The organism is Paenibacillus sp. SAFN-054 (assembly GCF_051966755.1).
Lineage (GTDB): Bacteria > Bacillota > Bacilli > Paenibacillales > Paenibacillaceae > Paenibacillus_AQ.
The window spans coordinates 281,422-301,197 of the sequence record NZ_JBQCKS010000002.1 but is presented as its reverse complement, the minus strand read 5'-3'; the positions used below and the strand labels follow the sequence as shown (position 1 = coordinate 301,197).

The 19,776-nt window shown below is 51.0% G+C and carries 13 protein-coding genes; 6 read left to right on the top strand and 7 right to left on the bottom strand.

What is annotated here, in order from left to right:
• Positions 1 to 44: 44 nt before the first annotated feature.
• Complete coding sequence (locus ACTHPM_RS12800; RefSeq protein WP_440395983.1) at positions 45 to 737, top strand: response regulator transcription factor; 693 nt, start codon at positions 45 to 47, stop codon at positions 735 to 737.
• 203 nt (positions 738 to 940) lie between these two features.
• Here the strand turns inward: ACTHPM_RS12800 and ACTHPM_RS12795 are convergent, their stop codons facing one another.
• Positions 941 to 2,380, bottom strand: coding sequence for a SpoVR family protein (locus tag ACTHPM_RS12795; protein WP_440395984.1), 1,440 nt, complete (start codon positions 2,378 to 2,380; stop codon positions 941 to 943).
• A gap of 570 nt (positions 2,381 to 2,950) precedes the next feature.
• On the opposite strand from ACTHPM_RS12795, the gene ACTHPM_RS12790 reads away from it, so the two are divergent.
• Together ACTHPM_RS12790 and ACTHPM_RS12785 are read left to right on the top strand one after the other, a co-directional pair.
• Positions 2,951 to 4,201 carry an S-layer homology domain-containing protein gene (locus ACTHPM_RS12790; RefSeq protein WP_440395985.1) on the top strand — a complete coding sequence of 417 codons (1,251 nt, stop codon included), beginning with the start codon at positions 2,951 to 2,953 and terminating at the stop codon, positions 4,199 to 4,201.
• A 639-nt stretch (positions 4,202 to 4,840) separates the two neighbouring features.
• Complete coding sequence (locus ACTHPM_RS12785; RefSeq protein WP_440421598.1) at positions 4,841 to 7,693, top strand: DUF5704 domain-containing protein; 2,853 nt, start codon at positions 4,841 to 4,843, stop codon at positions 7,691 to 7,693.
• A gap of 87 nt (positions 7,694 to 7,780) precedes the next feature.
• Here the strand turns inward: ACTHPM_RS12785 and yhbH are convergent, their stop codons facing one another.
• Complete coding sequence (gene yhbH, locus ACTHPM_RS12780; protein ID WP_440395986.1) at positions 7,781 to 8,938, bottom strand: sporulation protein YhbH; 1,158 nt, start codon at positions 8,936 to 8,938, stop codon at positions 7,781 to 7,783.
• Between the two features lie 266 nt (positions 8,939 to 9,204).
• Between yhbH and ACTHPM_RS12775 the strand changes: the two genes are divergently transcribed.
• Positions 9,205 to 10,110: a Gfo/Idh/MocA family protein gene (locus tag ACTHPM_RS12775; protein ID WP_440395987.1), complete on the top strand. Its 906-nt coding sequence runs from the start codon at positions 9,205 to 9,207 to the stop codon at positions 10,108 to 10,110.
• 124 nt (positions 10,111 to 10,234) lie between these two features.
• On the opposite strand, the gene ACTHPM_RS12770 is transcribed toward ACTHPM_RS12775, so the two are convergent.
• The 5 genes from ACTHPM_RS12770 to ACTHPM_RS12750 form a co-directional block, all read right to left on the bottom strand.
• Positions 10,235 to 11,119 (bottom strand): carbohydrate ABC transporter permease, encoded by an 885-nt coding sequence (locus tag ACTHPM_RS12770; RefSeq protein WP_440395988.1) that lies wholly within the window; start codon positions 11,117 to 11,119, stop codon positions 10,235 to 10,237.
• Between the two features lie 19 nt (positions 11,120 to 11,138).
• Positions 11,139 to 12,020: a carbohydrate ABC transporter permease gene (locus tag ACTHPM_RS12765; protein ID WP_440395989.1), complete on the bottom strand. Its 882-nt coding sequence runs from the start codon at positions 12,018 to 12,020 to the stop codon at positions 11,139 to 11,141.
• Positions 12,021 to 12,108: 88 nt separating this feature from the next.
• Positions 12,109 to 13,452 carry an extracellular solute-binding protein gene (locus tag ACTHPM_RS12760; RefSeq protein ID WP_440395990.1) on the bottom strand — a complete coding sequence of 448 codons (1,344 nt, stop codon included), beginning with the start codon at positions 13,450 to 13,452 and terminating at the stop codon, positions 12,109 to 12,111.
• A 119-nt stretch (positions 13,453 to 13,571) separates the two neighbouring features.
• Positions 13,572 to 14,366 (bottom strand): response regulator transcription factor, encoded by a 795-nt coding sequence (locus ACTHPM_RS12755; RefSeq protein ID WP_440395991.1) that lies wholly within the window; start codon positions 14,364 to 14,366, stop codon positions 13,572 to 13,574.
• The gene (locus tag ACTHPM_RS12750; RefSeq protein WP_440395992.1) at positions 14,360 to 16,132 is read right to left on the bottom strand and encodes a sensor histidine kinase; all 1,773 of its coding nucleotides are present in this window, start codon (positions 16,130 to 16,132) and stop codon (positions 14,360 to 14,362) included. The genes ACTHPM_RS12755 and ACTHPM_RS12750 overlap by 7 nt, the downstream gene beginning before the upstream one ends.
• Before the next feature lie 274 nt (positions 16,133 to 16,406).
• Here ACTHPM_RS12750 and ACTHPM_RS12745 point away from each other — a divergent pair, with 274 nt between their 5' ends.
• Positions 16,407 to 17,975, top strand: coding sequence for a response regulator transcription factor (locus ACTHPM_RS12745; RefSeq protein WP_440395993.1), 1,569 nt, complete (start codon positions 16,407 to 16,409; stop codon positions 17,973 to 17,975).
• Positions 17,969 to 19,771 carry a cache domain-containing sensor histidine kinase gene (locus tag ACTHPM_RS12740; protein ID WP_440395994.1) on the top strand — a complete coding sequence of 601 codons (1,803 nt, stop codon included), beginning with the start codon at positions 17,969 to 17,971 and terminating at the stop codon, positions 19,769 to 19,771. Before ACTHPM_RS12745 ends, ACTHPM_RS12740 begins: the two co-directional genes overlap by 7 nt.
• The last annotated feature ends 5 nt before the right edge of the window (positions 19,772 to 19,776 follow it).

Below are 19,776 nucleotides of genomic sequence, written 5' to 3'. Positions count from 1 at the left end.
GATGGAGCCATTACAAACTATTGGTTGAAACGGAAGGGATTCTCATGGAACAGAAAAGAGTGCTTGTGGTCGATGATGAAGAAAGCATCCGCAGCGCCATTACGTATGCACTAAAGCGAGAGGGCTTTGAAGTGGCAACGGCGGCAGATGGGGAGGAGGCGCTGGAGAAGGTAGCCTCCTTCCGGCCGGATATGCTTGTCCTGGACGTGATGATGCCGAAGCTGGGCGGATATGAGGTGTGCCGCCGCCTGGAGCATGTCAAGGGGCTCGGCATACTGCTTTTAACCGTCAAGAATGATATTGTGGATAAGGTGCTGGGCCTGGAGCTCGGCGCGGATGATTTTATGAGTAAGCCGTTCGATATCCGCGAGCTGGTGGCTCGGGTCAAATCCATCGTGCGCCGGCTGGATAAGGGGAGCGAGGCTTTGCCTGAGGCGAACTCGGAGGTATACCGTCTGGCAGGTCTCAAAATCGATACAGTGCGCCGTACCGCGGACATTGAAGGGGCGCCAATGGAATTGACGCCCAAAGAATTCGACCTGCTTGCACTGCTCGTCTCTCATGCGGGACGCGTGTATACGCGCGAGGATCTGCTTGAGCTGGTATGGGGAATGGAGTATTTTGGCGGAACGCGCACCGTGGACATTCATATCCAGCGTCTGCGCAAGAAGCTCGGGGATGCCCAGTATCTTCTCCAGACGGTGTACGGGATCGGATACAAGGCGATGGAGAAATAGTTTACAACTCGGAAACACTTTGAAATACCAGTGACGTATTGGCGGAATAAGATAAGAACTGCGCTAGAGATAGAGGTCCCAACCAGACACAGCAAGAGATATAGAAGAAGCTTAAATAGCAACAAAAATGCAGAGCAAGCGACAGAGAAAAGACCCGGAGGGTTCCCGGGTCTTTTCTGATGAAACCGAGCCAAGCAGGCCGTTTACACGAACTTGCGGTGCAGCTTCTTGCCGTCATAAGTGAACATCACTTTTTTGTCCTCGATAATCGTCTCCAGATGGACGGTGCGCCCCCACAGCTGGTAAACGTAGGGCATCGTCCGCTCCATGTATTTCAGGTCCAGCTCGTTGCCTTCGTACTCATGCCGGAGGACCAGTTCGCCGCTTCGCAAGTAATCTCCGTCTGATACGACCAGATAAGGATTTCCGCCATTCACGCGGGAGACGACGAGCTGATCGCGGACGCGTTCCCAGCCCTTGTCTGTTATTTTCCATTCCGGTCCTTTCTTTTCGAATACATACAGATCCAGATCCTCGGTCAGCTCTTTCGTCAAGTAATTGCGGATGAACGAGGTATCCGAATCAAATTCGCGCACTTCGAATATTTTCTGACGGCCCTGGCCCGGCGCTCTCCCGCCAAACTCCCGTTCTTCCTTCGTCGGGTGATCCCAGCGGCGTTCAATATCCTCGAAAATTTTGAGGCCCAAATAATACGGATTCAAGCTGTTGCGCGAAGGCTGCACGACCGAGGAATTCAGCTTGGCGAATTCGATCGTCTCCTCGCTGGTGAGATCCAGTTCACGGATGATGCGCTGATGCCAGTAGGAAGCCCAGCCTTCGTTCATGATTTTCGTTTCCATCTGCGGCCAGAAGTACAGCATTTCCTCGCGCAGCATGCTCATGACGTCCCGCTGCCATTCCTCAAGCACTTCGGAGAATTCCTGAATAAACCACATGATATCCTTCTCGGGCTCTGGCGGGAAATGCTTGGAGGCCGCTGTGTCCTTGTCTTTGGTTTTTGGCTCGTCAAGGTTCCACAGATCATCGTAATCTCCGGCCGGCGAGTCTTTCTTGAAGGCTTCCTTCTGTTCCTTGATCTTGTACTCCATGTAACGCTGCTTGTCATGGTGCTGCGGCTGGATCAGCTGCGGATCGACATGCTCCTGAATGCTCAGCACGGCGTCGATAAAGCTCTCAACGGCCTCCGTGCCGTATTCCATCTCGTAATGGCTGATTCGTTCGGCGGTGGCAGACATGCTCTCGACCATGTTGCGGTTGGAGGCGGAGAAGCGGAAATTGTTCTTGAAGAAATCGCAGTGCGCAAGGACATGCGCGACGATCAGCTTGTTCTGGATCAGCGAATTGCCGTCGAGCAAAAACGCATAGCAGGGGTTCGAGTTAATGACCAGCTCGTAAATTTTGCTGAGCCCGAAGTCGTACTGCATTTTCATTTTGTTGAACGTTTTTCCAAAGCTCCAATGCGAGAATCGGGTCGGCATGCCGTAAGCGCCAAACGTGTAAATGATATCAGCCGGACAGATTTCGTAACGCATCGGATAATAATCCAGGCCAAAGCCGTTAGCGATCTCCATAATTTCGCTAATGGCGTATTCGAGCTGTTTAATCTCGTCTTGACTACTCATGTTTGGATTTCTCCTTCCTGTTTGCGGAAGAATGTGCGCAGGGATTTATTTATACATATTCGCAAAGGGCGGAAGTATGAACCGGTGTAGGTGATCTTTGGCGAATTAAGGACAGCTCTTCCTGGTATTTTCGATTGCCGGGTATGATGAAGAGATAGCATGTGATGCTGTGAACCGCTATTTCTGGCGAGACAACAGCGTCCTTTTTTATGTGTAAGTCAGTACAGCGCTTTGGTACGAGGATCAAAAGCACCGGACTGAATTCTTTAATTGTAAATAGTCCCATAAAGGGGATAAAAAGAATGCTTTCGACTGTTTGTGACAAATATTGCGAAAATCTTGGTGTATACTGCAATTGTCCTGCATAAAAAGCACTACAGCATTTGTATACGGCGGATTGCAGGATATAGATTAAGCCTCAGTACCATAGCATCACATACATACGTTTGAGGGAGGTGTGCTCCGATCATTCACGTGGGCAAGCAGTCCCGTAGGATAAAGAAAAAAATTAAAAGTAAAGCGGCGACGGAGATTGTGTAACCAAAAAAGTGATTGATAAGGAGTGTACCTATGAAAAAAAGAATAATGTCTCTGTTGGCAGGGATTCTAGTGTGGAGCACGCTTGGTATCGGACAAGGGGGGCATGCCTCTGCTGTTGCTGAAGCTTTTAAAGATGTTCCGGCTAGTCACTGGGCCAAAGCAGCCATTGAGGATGCTGTATCCAAGGGATTTTTGAAAGGGGGAGGGAACGGGTACTTCCGACCGAACGCGGCAGTGACACGGGCGGAGTTTGCAGCGATTCTGGACCGGGTGTCGACGAACGAGGTACAGGCGGATACCGGAGCTTTTACGGACCTGGCTGGGCATTGGAGCGAGAAGGAAGTGAAGGAGGCTGCGGGCAAGGGTTATTTTAAAGCGGTTGATTATCCGAACGGATTCAAGCCTAACACCCCGTTAACGCGGGTGGAGATGGCGAAATGGATGGCGGAGGGGTTGTCCCGGGCAGATTCCGACTATGGTCAAGCCATCGCGGACACGAAGGATACCCTCGTTCCGGTTGCCGAGTATTATAAAGGCGGTCTGAACCATGCTGATTACCCTTACGTTTCGGTGGTGCTGGGCACGGGATTAATGACGGGATACACCGACGGCACCTTCGGTCCGGGAAAAACGACAACAAGAGCAGAGGTCGCTGCCATCCTGATGCGCTTGGAGAACGTACAGAGCAAAAAAGCTGATGCATTCCGGGACTTGAACGAGATGAGGGAGGTCGGTTTGACCGGATCCAATTTGGAGTCGCTGACACCTTTTCGTTTTGTGAAAAATGATGCTACAGGAGAAAAGTATGAGTTTAACAAGGCTAGAAATACAGTCTATCAGCTCACTCGAAATCTGGGAACTGCCCAGTTGCACCGAATGATAGTTGTTGACGCATCTAATGAGAAGTCAAATAGTGTATATGGGAAAATGTTTGTAGATAAGAGCTTTGATCGAACAATAAAGGAAAGTACCTATCTTGTATTCTTTGAATCTACAATAATTCCCTCGGGAAATAATCTAGACAATATAGTATTTTATGTGGCAAATCCATATGTTTTCCTCAATGGAACACCGTTTAGTAGCAAGGCACAAAAAAATTATGGCATAAATGTACTTCCAAATAATGATCATTATGTGAGATCTGGTTTTTTTGTGAAAGATAAAGCTCAACGTTTTTGGATGATGAAGGAATTATCTAAAGACTATAACGGTGGGGAAAACGGCGCGTATTTTAGTATAGGTAATGTATTTGTAACTTTTAAGTTAGCGAACCAAGAATAATTGGGGTATAAATTCATGAGATCAAGAAGGTATATTCGGTTATTATTCTGTCCCTTTCTGGTATTATTAATTTTCCCAATTATATTTCTTTCTAAGCTTGATGCAGCCACTAATCAAAAAATAGTTGCAGTAAGTGGAGACCCAGCAGATCAAAGACCATTAACAGAGCCAGTTGCTACTCCATCAGGACCAACGAAACAACAAAAACTTATTACAACTGTAAAAGGTGAAAAACCTGCAAATCCAGGGGTTTACTGGGTACAACGAGATGATGGAAAATGGGTAGCATTCAAAACTGAAGGTGGAATAGTAGTTGCAGATAATGTGGCGGATCCAAATCCAGGAAGCCATAATACTGACTGGTTCCCTATGCCGGTAATTAAGAGTGTTCCAGATAAAGTGAATCTGAAGGATACAAATTATCTACCGGACCAATTTCTAGATTATAAAAATATACCTTATTCACCTAGTCAAATTAAGGATGCTCATATTGCAACTGCTGCAACAGATAACAATGGAGATACAGCTTTAATTACCGAGTTAAAAATAGAGAATAAGACTTACATCAGACTTGTTTCTCAGACTGGAGAAGAAGAATGGGATAAAGATGGAAAATATAAATACAGACAAACTTACAATATTAATCAGATAGACTCTGATGGCAATGAATCAAAACGTCTTCATACTAATTATCCTAAAAAAACAACTGCCTATGCTACACCACTCATTATTGAATGGCGAGGTAGTATTACAGAAACCAAAAAAATTCAAACTACTGGAAAAAATATGCTGACAGTAGGAGAATCTGCAAGTTTCAAAGCTGAAGTATCTACATTAGCAAACGGACAAACTAACTTTGGAGAATGGATAGATGTAACGACTCGAACTGGGCAGACAGTATGGAGTAGTGATAAAAGTTCAGTAGCAACTGTTGATAGTTTCGGTAGAGTAATGGGTGAAAGTAGGGGGAGCGCCAAAATTACTGCACAATGGAAGAGTGAGGATGGTAAGTACTGGTTGTCTGAGTCCGTCACCGTCACCGTCGGCGATGGCTGTCCTCCAGGTGAAACCTGTGAACAACAGCCGACAACCCCGCCGGAAGCTTCCTGCACGACCCCCGCCCCAGCACAAAGCCAAACGGGCAAAATGCTAGATCCGGGCGTTTCTGCCGTGATCAAAGCGGATGCGCGCGGAAGCGAGCAATTCGATGTGCTGCAGGGCATCCCGACTTCCGAAAGCCTGTACGGAAACGCGAAAGCCAAGGAATACCTGTATCAGAACACGTTTACCCAAATGAAAGGCGTCTGTACATACGAGGTAAGGGTAAAGAAAACCTACAATCTGGAATGGGATCCCGGCAAAACGGTGCCGGACGCTGACGGCAAAGGGACGCATGAGGAACCCGATCCGCAGCATGATACCGAGGAAAAAGAGTACAGCTATAAAGTGGAGCGTACGTATTCGTTTTGGAAGATCGACAATCTCGAAGTGTACCGTATCGACCATGCGACCTTGGATAATTACGCGTGGGATACGGTAACGCTGGAACCCGCAGGCTATTCGCCTCCGGTATATACGACGACCCAGGATGGCGGATATACCCCGCCGGACCAGCCCGGGGATCAAACGGCTCCATCCCAAACGCTGAATGGCGGAAAGACGAAGCCGAGCGTGCCGAATGAACAAGGGGCATTTCAAAGTATCGCGGAAAGGGCGGTCGGCAAGGTTGAGGTCGAGAACGATTCACTCCAGTTTAACAGCCAAACGATTATGAACAATCAGCGAACTCCGGAAAACGGTCCGACTCCGACCCAAATTCCACAGCCGCAACTCATCTCGGAAAATGTACTGTATAGTCCCGGCCATGTGATCAGCATCAGCAAAACGAACAAGAGCAGCCAGCCCAGCACAGGCGAAATATTTTACGGGGTCATGGATGGCAGCATCAACGGAGGTGAGGATAAGAGCTTTGCGATCCCCGGCATCAACCCGGTCACGGTCCATACGCCGGTCGTGAACTATTCCACCGTATCGGATGATGCGGCCCATAACCAGAAGACCTACCCGAATCCGGGCAGGGATGCACTAATCCTGGAGCGGCCTTTCACGGTAACGATCCCGACGCGTGGTCAGCATACGAATTATCCCGGCTACGGGAACCGCGATTATGCGAAGTATTTCCGGACCAAGCAGGTGAAGTTTCCGTTTGATGTATACAACGGCAGCCGAACGCTGTTTATCCCGAAAGGGACATGGGTGGACATCCCGGTCAACCAGATCAACACGGAGTTTTATCTGCCGGTATGGGTGGACGAAGGGGATTACGATATCACTTTCCGTAACATCGCCGAGAACGCACCGGAAGGATATACGGAACAAACCAACGCGAACACGAATCTGACACACCATGCGGCGGGATTGAAGGTACCCGTAGAGGTTATCGGGCGCCTGTATGATTTTCATCTGACCGATATCGCGGATTATAACTGGGAAAAGGTGTTCCGGGTGCAAACCGGCAGCGCGAATCCGACTGGCGCGTCCTACTGGGTCGGCCCACGTGGAATTGACGGCGAACCGAGGGGCAATCAAGCGATATTTACACTGCCGATCCGGCCTGGAAGCCATCCGCTGCAGGGATACAAGAACGTGTCCGTCAAAACCGGATACCATTTCAAATTCGATTTTAAAACGAAGGGAAACATGTTCGGCCCCCTCGACGGCATCCGGATCACGCCAAGCTTCGACTTCGTTCGCAAGGATGGAGGCGCCGTGAATGGCAAGGGCGACAGGCGCATTCCTGTGGATCTTTACTACAACACCAGTCAGCAGCATTTCGTGAAAATCGGCTCGGCACAGGATCAGGTACAGCGTTATGTCCTTTTGAACGAACGATTGCGGAATGTTCCCGCGGTAGAACTGGCTGATACGGCCAGCTATAAATACAAGCGATATGGTCAGGCGGGCCATCTGAGCTTGAATGAGTATGTCCAGCAATATGCGAATGTGTTTACGAAGCAAAAAACGCCGGTCGGCGGCTACAGCACGCTGATCCTTCCCGAACAGCTTCGAACCTTCTTGAGGCTGAGGGAGCCGATTCCGACATCCGTGGACACGGAACGGGCCAACGTTTCGATTCAGAAATGGTACGGCGAGTACAGTCTGCCTGCGGAGCCCTTTGCCGTTGCGGCAGGCACGAACGTCGCCGAATATGGACGGACGCACGGGGGATTGGATGCCAAATCACCGGTATTTCTGAAGGACGGCTATATTATCGTTAATTTTAATATCGAGTCGATCCAGCAAGGGGATCTCAGCCGGCCGCATCTGCAGTATATCAACGCACCGCTGATGAACCAGTGGCAGCTGGAAGGGTTTAACCGCAGCATCCAGGATGCCTACGGATACCGGTTTACGCTGAAGGACGGCGATGTCGTGTTCTACAACGCGGATAAATCCAGCCGGGACGATTTCAGCTCGCAGGTACCGCATTAAAGACGAAGAAAGACGTTGTTTGGAAGCCGTGAACGGCGAACAAACAACGTCTTTTTCTTGAGTATGGCTTTACAAATGTCGGAGCGTTTAGGTGAGTGCACCTTCCTGTTTTTGAAAGAAGGTGCGCAGCGCTTGATACACCTCGGCTTTTTCCTTGATGACATAGTACATGAACTGGTCCATTTTAATATTGCGGTAGGCCGACATCAGCGTGCTGCTGCGGTTGTACTGATTGACTTCGCCATACCCGAACATATTGCTGACCTTGAGCAGCTCGCCGATCAGTCGTACGCAGCGTTCATTATCCGAGGTCAGGTTGTCGCCGTCCGAGAAGTGGAACGGATAAATGTTGTATTTGGAAGGGGGGTAGCGGCGGTCGATGATTTCAAGCGCTTTTTGGTAGGCGGAGGAGCAGATCGTACCCCCGCTTTCCCCCCGGGTGAAAAAGTCCTCTTCCGTTACTTCCTTCGCTTCGGTATGATGCGCCAGGAAGACGATGTCCACCTTTTCGTACTGCCGCCGCAGGAAGCGGGTCATCCAGAAAAAGAAGCTGCGCGCGCAGTATTTTTCAAATGAACCCATACTGCCCGACGTATCCATCATGGCGATGATGACGGCGCTGGAATGGGGAACGACGGTTTCCTCCCAGGTTTTGTAGCGCAGATCATCGGGGCTGATGTGGTGGATGCCGGGGGTGCCGGTCGTCGCATTGCGGCGCAGATTCTCGAGAATCGTGCGTTTCTTATCGATGTTGGATTGCATGCCTTTTTTGCGGATGTCGTTAAAGGTGATGGATTCGGTTTCCACGTCCTGCTGCTCTTTCGGCTTCATGAAAGGAAGCTCCATCTCTTCGAACAGCATGTTTTCGAGATCCTCCATGCTGACCTCGGCTTCCACGATATCGTGTCCCGGCTGGTCTCCGGCCTTTTCGCCCTGACCGGGCTTTTGCGCCGGATCGCGCGCGAGCACATCACCAACCTGACTGTCCCCGTCTCCCTGGCCCACATGCTTTTGTTTCTGGAAATTATAGATAAAACGGTATTCGTCCAGGCTCCGGATGGGGACCTTGATGATCTGTTTACCGTCCGACATGACAATGCTTTCTTCCGTAATGAGATCGGGCAGGTTCTGCTTAATCATTTCCTTTACTTTTTCCTGATGACGGACCTGGTCCTGATAACCTTTGCGGTGGAGTGACCAGTCCTCTTTGGATACGACAAACAGCGAATGATCGTCGGATTTCATGTTCAGCACCTCCCATATGCGCATACTCGGCTTAAGCAGCGATTGAATCCTTATGAATCAAGTATATTCACGCAAAGGGACGATATGTGATAGAGATGGCCTAAAAATGATTAGGAAGCTTAGCTCACCTTATATTAAGTCAGAAGTTACTTTTATCGGACAAGGCCTTCCATTGAATTTGGCGACCGAAAAGCATTCCTATACAATAGACATAAAGTTGGGGCCTTTATTACTGATAAGAGTTTAGGTGCGGGAGGGAAACGAGATTGAAGGGAGCATTGAAGATTGGGGTAATCGGGACCGATACGTCCCATTCCACGGCATTCACGGAGCTGCTGAACAATCCGGGCCATGCTTTTCACGTTCCGGGTGGACGAGTAATCTCCGCTTTTGCAGGCGGGTCCGAGGATTTCAGGACCAGAGTCGGGCAGTTTGCGGCTAAACTTCAAACGTTGTACGGAGTGAAGATGAGGACCCAGCCCGAGCAGGTGGCCGAGGAAGCGGACGCGATCCTGCTGCTGGCTGCGGATGGACGCTTACATAAGGAAATGTTCGAGAGAATCGCAAGGTTCCGGAAGCCGGTCTTTATCGATAAGCCGTTTGCTGTAAGTTATTCGGATGCCAAAGCGATGGCGGATATGGCAAGCGAAGCAGGTATTCCGATCATGAGCTCTTCTGCCCTCCGTTTTGAGAAGACGCTGACGGATGAGCTCCAAAGAAGCGAGGGAGGGGGGATTACCGGCGCTGCATGTTACGGACCCATGGCTATGGAATCAACGCAAAAGGGCTATTTCTGGTACGGCATTCACAGTATCGAAATGTTGTATACGATTATGGGTACGGGCTGCCGTTATGTATACGCGACGAGCACAAGCGAACCGGGAAACGAAGAGATCATCGTGGCTGAATGGGATCATGGCAAACTTGGCACCGTCCGCGGGAGCCGCTTCGCCGGAACCCCTTTTGCAGCGTTGATTCATCGGGAAGAGAAGCATGTCTTTGTCGATATCGCCGCGGGCTCCAAGCCTTTTTATGCAAGTCTGCTGGAGCAGGTGATGACGTTTTTCAGGGGCGAGTCGCATCCGCTCGATATTTCGATTACGCTCGAAATCATGCGTTTTATCGAAGCGGCTAATGAAAGCAGGGCCACGGGGCAAAAGGTAAGCCTTTAATGATGCGCCTGGATCAAGCCTATAAAGAAACGGACATCGGCAAGCTAACCGTTGTCCGTTTGTCATGTCTTAGCGCGTGTGCACGCTGTGAACGGTTTCCATGCTGCGTCTTACGTTCCACCTGTCAGCCTTTCACGGATCCGGCTGCAATGCCTTCCACGATTCGGTTGCTGAGGATCAGGAACACGATGAGGATCGGCAAAATGCTGATCATGAGCGTAGCGCCGATCGCCCCCCAGTCTGTTGTATATTGGCCGACGAAGTTCTGAACCCCTACGGTCAGCGTCTTCAGGTTGTCGGAACTGATGAAGGTGTTGACGAATATGAACTCGTTCCAGTTGTAAATCATGTTGATGATCGCTGCCGTTACCATCACCGATATTGTCATCGGCATGACGATTCGGAAAAACATCCGGTTTACGGAGCAGCCGTCCATGATCGCAGCTTCTTCGACCTCGCGCGGCAGGGCATAGTAGAAGCCGAGCAGGATCATGATCGTAATCGGCAGATTGAAGGCTGTATAAGACAGAATAATGCTGAGCTGGTTATCTGTCAGCCCGACTTTTTGGAACAGGCTGAACAGCGGAATTAAGGTGGAGTGGACCGGAATCATCATTCCGACCATGAAAAGCCCGAGAACCAGCGACTGCAGCCTCCACCGCATGCGGGTCACCGCATAGGTGACAAAGCTTGCCAGCAGAATCGTAAGTATGACGGACACGACGGTTATGACGATACTGTTCAGGAAATAACGGCCGATATGGCCCTGCACCCAGACATTCTCGTAATTCTCCCACTTGGGATGGCTGGGAAACGCGAACGGAGGAAGATTGAATACCTCCTGGTTGCTCTTCAAGGAGAAGAGAAGCAGCCAGACCAAAGGCAGAACTTGAATGACCGCGGCTAGGATGAGAACGATATACAGCAGGCCGTAGCCCAGTTTGGATCCCGCCGATCGTCGCGGAGCATGGATGGCGGGATTCATAACAGCGTGGCTTGCGGTTTTCATAGGTTACACCTCCGAACTCTTAAGAATATTGAATCGTGTCTTTGGAGGCCGTGGCCTTGCGGATCGCCCAGGTCGCGATCATGCAAATGATCAGCAGGACGAAGCCGATGGCGCTGCCGTAGCCGAAATCAAAGCCGCGGAACGCTTTGTGATACATATAGGATGCCATGACCTCGCTGGCGCCGTTCGGTCCCCCATCCGTCATGACGTAGATGAGGTCAAAATATTTCAAGGAGCCGACAACGGCGAGCACGATCGTAACCTTGATCACCTCGGAAATCAGCGGCAGCTTGATCCGCAGCGCAATCTGCCATGGATTGGCGCCATCGATGCGCGCCGCTTCCACGAGCGATGCGGGAATATTTTTCAAGGCGGCATAATAGATCAATATATAAAATCCGGCATACTGCCACAGAATCGGTACGAACAGGGCAGCCAGCACGAATTTCGGTTCGGACAGCCAAGCCGGCGGATCAGCAATCCCGATCGAGACCAGAAAAGAATTCAGAATGCCGTTTGTCGGATGATAGATCTTGAGCCACAGCTGCGCGATCGCGACCGAAGAGAGCAGCATCGGAATCAGGTAAATTTTCCGCAGCAGGCCGGCACCTTTAATGTTTCCTGCCAGCACCAGGGCAATCAGCATATAGATAACGAGACTTACCGTTGAAAGAACGGCGAACAGCAAAGAATGGGTTACGCTGCTCCAGAAAGCGTCGTCTTTCATCAGGGTCGTGTAATTTTCCATTCCAATAAACGTCATGCTGCTTACGCCATCCCATTTCATCAAGCCATAATATCCGGTTAACAGAATCGGAAAATAGATGATAGCCAAAAGGAGAAGCAGGGAAGGCAGCACATACAGGGCGATGATTCCTTTGTGGGACATGACTTTATCCATACAATGCCTCCTTACTTTGCGGAAAAAGAGAAAAGGACGGGACCAAGCCAGCTGATCACCTCGTCCTTTGCCTCTGCCTCCCGCAAAATTATTTTCCGGCTTTGAGCACGTCTTCCTGCTTCTTGGCGAACTCTTCCGGCGTCACGGCGCTGCCGAGCAGCGCTTGGACCAGGTTATGATGCTCTTCAGAAGCCACCGGCTTCATCTGGACGTCCAGATAAAGAATGACCTTGCTCGCGTTGTTCAGCTCGTTCAGCACGTCGATGAACATTTGAGGCAGCTTGACGCTCGACGTATCGACCTTCGTGCCGGGAATGATTCCCGCCTCGGTCACGGATAACTCGCCCCATCTTTTCACGAAGTAGCTCACGAACTTCTTGGCGTCATCCTTCACCTTCGAATTTTCGGATACGAATAATCCGACACCGACGCCGCCTACCCAGTCGTTGATGTTTCCTTTTCCGCCGTCATACGTCGGGAATTTGAAGAAACCGATTTTGTCCTTGAATTCCTGCGGAATGTCCGGATTCGTCGTATAATTCGGAACCTCCCAGGTTCCCATGGCATACATGGCGGCTTTTTCATTCATGAATTCCGATTTGGCCTCGTCGTTCGAAAGCCCGTTGAAGCCTTTGACAAAGGCGTTGCTTTTCACCAGCTCCTGGGTTTCCTTGGCGGCCTGTATCAAGCTCGGATCGCTGAAGGTACTGCTCGCGACGGCTTGATCCTGCACATCAGGTCCGCCGATGCGATCCGCCAGGTACATGTACCAGAAGGAGCCGGTCCAAGCATCTTTGGAGCCGAGGGCAATCGGGGTGACCTTATTGTCATTCAGCGTTTTGATAATGTTCTTGAATTCTTCGTAGGTTTGAGGCGGCTGCAGGTTGTATTTCGAGAATATTTCCTTGTTGTAATAGACCGGAACGATGTTAAGTTCCACGGGAAGCGCATACGTTTTGCCATCCACGGCGTAGGCTTCGGTCGTGCCCGCTACGAATTTGTCCTTCAGCTCGCCCTGGAGCAGATCATCAAGCGGGGCGAACATGTTGCCTTTCACGTACGGCTCCAGGAAGCCGGCAGCCCAGGTGAACCCGACATCCGGGAGGCTGTTGGAGGCGGAAAGTACTTTGATTTTATTCTTGTACTGTTCATTCTCAAGCACTTCAGTTTCGACTTTTACGTTCGGATTGGACTTTTCGTATTCGCCGATAATTTGCTTGACCAGCTTGTTCTGGGCAGAGTTGCTGCCATCCGGCCATAGATGCATCATTTTGATCGTCACTTTGTCACCGGATGACGCTTTGCTGCCGTCATTGCCGGCAGCGGGGCTTTCCGGTCCGTCCGCCTTGTCTTTGCTTCCTCCGCCGCACGCTGCCAGCACCAGCATGAACGAGAGTAAAAGCATGGATAGCGATAACGTTTTTCTTTTCATATGGGCTCGTTCCCCCTTCTCATCATTGCGAGATATGTATGCGCTTTCTCCCGCTGAAGCAAGTGTATCACCCGTCACCTCTGGCGCATAAGGGCACAGCGTTTAGGTATTATTCCACTTTATTTAGGTGCCGCAAGGCTGTTTTTACGATAGGTACCAGGGCTATAGCCTTCATGCTCCTTGAATACCTTATTAAAATATTTGGTCGACTGGTAGCCGACGCGCTCCGCGATTTCTGCCACGGACATCCGTGTATGGAGCAGGAGTTCCTTGGACTTCTGAATCCTCGTACGGGTTACGTATTCGATAAACGTCATCTGCATTTGCTCTTTGAAGAGCACGCTGAAATAGCTTGGATTCAGGTGCACGTAATCGGCAATTTCGCGCAGTCCGAAGTTATGCTCCATGTGTTCCTCGACGTAGCGGATGGCATCCTGGACAGCCTCGCTGCGCACTGCCAGATCCTCGGTGGCATCCATCAGCTTGCTGTCGACGATCAGCTCCATTTTGGACACTCTGGCTCGTTTCTCATGCAGTCCGAGCGCCTGCTCTACGGCATCGATCAGCTTCTCCCTTCGGATCGGCTTCAGCAAATAATTCACGACGCCGAGCTGGATGGCCTGGTGTGCATAATCGAATTCAGCATAGCCGGAAATCAGGATCACGGCAGGATGGCATGTCAAGGATGCCGACTCCAACAGCTGAACCAGGCTTAGCCCGGTCATTTCCGGCATCCGGATATCCGTAATCAACAATTGAACGGGGGCCTGTTCCAGAACCAGCAGCGCATCCTTGCCATTGCTGGCCGTTTTGACTTCACAGCTTCCGCCGCTCCAAACGTCCAGCATGTTCTTTAATCCTTGTCTGGTACGGGGCTCGTCATCGACGATCAATATCGTTTTGGATTTCAACAAGATTCGATCTCTCCCATCTGAATTGGAATCGTGAGACTAATCTGCGTTCCTTCGTTGTACACGCTGCGGATGGTAAGGCCGGGCTGCTCCCGGCCGTCTCCGCCGTAATAGAGCTTGATCCGCTGCTGGACGTTCAGAATTCCGACGCCGGAGCCCTTGGAGGATGGCATTTGTCCGGTTTCCAGAGCAGATACGATGCGCTGCAGCATGTCTTCCTCCATGCCTTTTCCATTATCGGACACCGTCACGGCCAAATGGCGAAGATCCCCTGACAGCCTAACATCGACAGTTACGGTTCCGGGTCCGATCCTGCTTTCGACGCCATGGAGCACCGCGTTCTCGACAAGCGGCTGGATCAGCAGCTTGGGCATGGGGATGGAAGCGTAGTCCGGAGAGGAGGTGATGGACCAAGTGATGCGATCCCCGAAGCGCATTTTCATGATCAGAAGATAGCGCTCGATATGCTCCAGCTCGTCGCCAAGCGTTACCCATTCGTCCTTGTTCGGGCCGGTAATCGTATACCGGAACAAGTCGGACATCGCCACGACATATTCCGCAAGCATGTCTTCCTGCTTCTCGAGCAGCGACCAATACAGCGCCTCCAGTGTGTTGAAAAGGAAATGGGGATGGATCTGCGCCTGCAGCGCCTTCAGCTCGGTCCGGCTTTGAATGATTTCTTTTTCGTAGACGAGCTTAATCAGCTCGTTCATATGCTCGACCATCTGGTTGTACGAGTGGTTCAGTTCATTGATTTCAATGGTCGACGAGATATGGGTGATGGGCCTCAGCCCGCCCAGTCTGGCACTGCGCATCGTCTTGATCAGCTTGAACACCGGCCTTGTGATCATGGTGGACAGCAGGAATGAGAGCAGAATAAAGAGCAGCGTACCGATGCCTGCAGAAACCAGGATGGCCGTCCGCAGCACCGATATCCCGCTCGTGATGGCTTCCATCGGCGTCAGAATCAGCAGCGTCCATCCCGTGACCTCGGATTGCTGCGTTACCAGCATGTATTTTTGTTTGCCGATCGTAACGATCGGCCGCTCTTCATCGATGAGCGGTTTGATTTCCTGTGCGGTAAACGGGTCGTCATTGGCGGCAATGAGGCTGTCGTTACGGTCGACCAATAGCATGGTCTCTTGTCCTCCGTCCGTTGTAAGCGATTCCGTAATTTTGAAAACCTCACGGCTCATGCGGACGAGCAGATATCCCCCCGGTCTGAACCACTGGTCCATAAGGCTGATGCTGCGGATGGCCAGGACGGAATCGGGATCCATCGGATCGATGCCTACCCAGACAATCCGCCCTTTTTGAGCTCTGGCAGTATCGATCCACTGCTGGCTGATTTTGTTGTCCAGGTCGCCTCCATCCAGCGGAAACAGCCTGCGGTTGCTTCCACTGTACATTTCGACGGATTGGATGCCGTCAGCATACGTCTGTACGATCTTAATACTCGACAGAAGAGCCTGCCGCTCGGAGAATGTGGCGAGCTTGCCGTTCTGCTCGTTCAGCAGCAGCTGCTGAACATAGGTATTCGTCGCCACCTGGGTGGTGAGTGAATCGATTTGGTTCAGTACCGCCTCCAGTCTGCCGTTAGCCTGTACGGCGGTCTGCTGGATATGCTTTTCGGCGTTGGTCCTTAGCAGTTTGGATACAGAGTCGAAGTTGACGATGCCTACAACGAACAGAATAATCAGCATGACGAATAGGAAGCCGAGGAGCATCTGATTCCGCAGGGTATTGTATTTGTTCAGTTTAATGAGCATGCCGATCCAACCTTTCCCAGACGATACATGATTTGCGCGTCTTGAAGTTTTTTCCAAAGTTCTGTTTATCTGTCATTGTCCTGATTTTTGCGTTTCTGTCCACTCTTTTTTTGACTTGGCAGGAGCAGCAGCCGAGTTCTCCATGGAAAATCAGGTTCCCTTTTTGCCCTTATTTTGTTAAAATCAGGCTTAATTTCATAGGGATGTGAATGTGACATTCATAATTGTATACGCTTTCAGTTGTACGTACAAACGGATCGAAGGAGTGAACGATATGTATCATGTGCTGCTGGTGGACGACGAGCCGTGGGTGTTGGAAGGCTTAAGAACGATGATCGGATGGGAGGAACACGGTTTTCGGATCTGCGGAGAGGCTTTGAGCGGTCACGAGGCGCTCCAATTGGTGAGGCATCACCAGCCGGAGCTGGTGGTCACGGATATCCGCATGCCGGTGCTAAGCGGGCTCGAATTGATGGAGCAGGCGAACCGGCTGCTGGAGAAGCCGCCCAAATTCGTCATTCTTAGCGGTTACGATGATTTCGAGTATGCCCGAACGGCCATGAGGCAGCGGGCGGCGGGGTATTTGCTTAAGCCGGTCGATGAGGAGGAAATGGGAGCGCTGCTGGCTGGTATTTTCCGCCAAATCCGGAACGAGGACCAAGCCGGGCTGCGTTATGAGAAGCAGCAGCATGCTGCCGTGAACCATACGATAAACCGTTTGATCCAGGGAGAATACACCGACAAGCTTGCGGCGCGGGCTCGGAGCCTGCTCCAGCTGGAGGGCTGTGAGCGTATGCGCTGCCTGATCACCGAAAGCGTTTTTGAGCCAGCGCAATTCCAGCAGATTTGCAGACGTTATTGCACGAAAAGGGAAGGGGCTTGTTTCCGGGACGGAAGCGGAAGAAACGCCATCCTGTTCATGGGGGCAGATCACGAGGCGCATGGCGAGCAGCTCCAGGAAACGATCCATGCCATATACCGGGATTTATGCGGGATTGCGGAGCGGCCTGTGATCGTATGCGTCAGCCGCGAAGCTGCGGGAATCAGGTTCGTCAGGGAGCTGTATCTGCAGGCGGCGGAACTGGCCGAGAGTAAGCGGGCGCAGGGGAAAAGCGGCGTGTTTTTTGACTGCGGCCACTCCCCATCGGAAAAACGACGCAGCCTGCACCCGGATCAGTTCAAGCAGCTGCTTGAAAAGGTACGCGCCGGAGTAGCGGAAGAAATCCAAGCATGCGTTAAACATATATTCGCATCCTTCATCTCCGAGCGGCAGGATATCGAAATCGTGAAGGCGCAGGCGGCGGACATGGAAATGACCCTTTATCGTTCCATCCTGGAGATCAACGGGCAGACAGGAATTTTCGCGAAGGAACTCGGCGAATCGTTCGGCGCCATGGACGGCATACATGATTACTCGCAGCTGGAGCATTACGTGGAGAATTTGTGCCTACAGGCTGCCAGGAATCTGCGCGAGCTGGAGCTGCGGAATGAAGACAACACCATCTTTCATGTCATTCAATACGTGGACCGTGAATTCCGGAGCAAGCTGCAGCTGCAGGATTTGGCGAAGCATTTTCACCTGAACTCGGCGTACCTGGGACAGCTGTTCAAGAAAAATACGGGCAAATCCTTTAACGAGTATCTCAACCATAGACGAATCGAGGAAGCGAAGCGGCTGTTGAAGCAGTCTTCCCTGAGAATTGCCGAGGTTGCCGTTCGAGTCGGATTTCCGAACACGGACTATTTCATTACCAGGTTCAAGAAGCAGACGGGCATCCTGCCATCCGTATACCAAAAAGACGGCAGCCGGGCAGGGACGAACGGGGAGGAGACCCTATGCTGAAAAGAAAGCTCAAGCTCAGGTCCTTCGTCAACGATATCCCGCTGAATTACAAGTTCTTCCTGATCTTCTTCGTGGGCGTCCTTCTTCCCATCGTCGTCATTAATCTACTGGTCATGGACCGAATGGCCGGATTGATCAAGGCGAGGGAGGAACAGAACCTGGAAATATCGATGGAAAGGGCCCGCAAGGATATCCACGATTTCATCGATGGCGGCGTGGCCGTAAGCCATGCCTTAAGTACCGATAAGACGCTGTATGAGATGCTGGACCGGGAATACGCCAACCAGTTGGATTTTTATGAGATGTTCGACGAGCAGCTCCGAAACCGGGTGACGAGCTACATCCCGGTCAACAACCAGATCCAGCGGATCGGTATATACACCGACAACGCGACGATCGTCAATGGAGGCAACTATCACGTCATCAATGAAGACGTGCAAAAAAGCGATTGGTACCAGCTGTGGAAAGGATCCGGAAACCCGGTGTCCGTAGCTGCATACCAAGCGACAGACGCAAGCGATACGGCATCGACGGCTCCTTATCTGAGCGTGATTGAGAACATGGACTATTATGACTCTTTCGATAACCATGAAAAGCTGCTTCGCATCGATATCGACCTTAACAAAATTTATGACGTCATCGTGCGCGAGAAGGATTACCTGAATCTGTATTTGGTCAATGAAAACAACCAGATCATCATGTCGGCGGACAGCGGCTACCAGCGCGGCAAAGCGGGAGGCTATCCGATATTTCGGCTGAGCGAGAACGAGCGTCAGCAGGACGCGCACACCGTAGCGATCGGTACGGCGAAGTATGTGAAAGGGTGGAAGCTGATCGGTATGACCCAAGGCGTCCGCATATCGAAAGCCATGACCGAAATGAGGCTGTACATAGGGGCTCTGGCGGCGATCGTGGCCGTGTTTGCGACGAGTTTCATTTTCATCATGCTCAGGTCCTACAATTACCGGGTGAAGCGGCTGTCCCGGCATATGCAGAAGGTGACGAACGAGAAATTCGACCTGATCCGGATCGACGAAGGCCGCGATGAAATCGGCGGGCTGATCCAGAATTTTAACGGGATGACCGCCCGGATCAAATTTTTGATCAATAACGTCTACAAGCTGGAAATTCAGAAGAAGGATCTCGAAATGGAGAGGGTACGCGCCGAGATTAACTTTCTGCAGAGCCAGATGAACCCCCATTTTTTATTCAACACACTGAACGCCATCCTCGTGGTCTGCACGAAAAATCATTACACGGACGTCACGGACATCATCAAAAGCCTTTCCAAGCTGCTTCGACGGCTCCTTAGCTGGAAAGAAGACATCGTCTCGCTGGAGGAGGAAATCATGTTCGTCGAGATGTATCTCAAAATCGAAAAGTTCCGCTTTCGGGATAAGTTCGAATACCAATTCGACATTGACGAGGAGGCGCTGCAGTATAAAATTCCGAAAATGAGCATCCAGCCGCTCGTGGAAAATGCGTGCAAGCACGGCATTCAGGCTATTGAAGGCGTAGGGATGGTCAAGATCAGCGCTTTTGTCATCGACGGACGTCTGCGTCTGAACATTTCGGATAATGGAAAAGGGATGGATTCCGGCCGATTGAAGGAAATATTGCAGGCCGTTCGCACCGAAGAGCATTCCTCCGGGTCCAGCATTGGCATGCATAACGTATACCGGAGACTGGAGCTGTATTACAACGATCAAGTGCGATTCGACATCGTTAGCTCGCCGAACCAAGGGACGACGGTATTCTTCGAAATTCCGATCCGGTTTCTGGATCAGGTTGTGTGACGGGA

Bases quoted from the DNA above. Each gene is read 5' to 3' on its own strand.
- ACTHPM_RS12740 (WP_440395994.1), top strand. From the start codon at position 17,969: ATGCTGAAAAGAAAGCTCAAGCTCAGGTCCTTCGTCAACGATATCCCG.
- ACTHPM_RS12765 (WP_440395989.1), bottom strand. From the start codon at position 12,020: ATGGATAAAGTCATGTCCCACAAAGGAATCATCGCCCTGTATGTGCTG.
- ACTHPM_RS12770 (WP_440395988.1), bottom strand. From the start codon at position 11,119: ATGAAAACCGCAAGCCACGCTGTTATGAATCCCGCCATCCATGCTCCG.
- ACTHPM_RS12800 (WP_440395983.1), top strand. From the start codon at position 45: ATGGAACAGAAAAGAGTGCTTGTGGTCGATGATGAAGAAAGCATCCGC.
- ACTHPM_RS12745 (WP_440395993.1), top strand. From the start codon at position 16,407: ATGTATCATGTGCTGCTGGTGGACGACGAGCCGTGGGTGTTGGAAGGC.
- yhbH (WP_440395986.1), bottom strand. From the start codon at position 8,938: ATGAAATCCGACGATCATTCGCTGTTTGTCGTATCCAAAGAGGACTGG.
- ACTHPM_RS12750 (WP_440395992.1), bottom strand. From the start codon at position 16,132: ATGCTCATTAAACTGAACAAATACAATACCCTGCGGAATCAGATGCTC.
- ACTHPM_RS12760 (WP_440395990.1), bottom strand. From the start codon at position 13,452: ATGAAAAGAAAAACGTTATCGCTATCCATGCTTTTACTCTCGTTCATG.
- ACTHPM_RS12795 (WP_440395984.1), bottom strand. From the start codon at position 2,380: ATGAGTAGTCAAGACGAGATTAAACAGCTCGAATACGCCATTAGCGAA.
- ACTHPM_RS12790 (WP_440395985.1), top strand. From the start codon at position 2,951: ATGAAAAAAAGAATAATGTCTCTGTTGGCAGGGATTCTAGTGTGGAGC.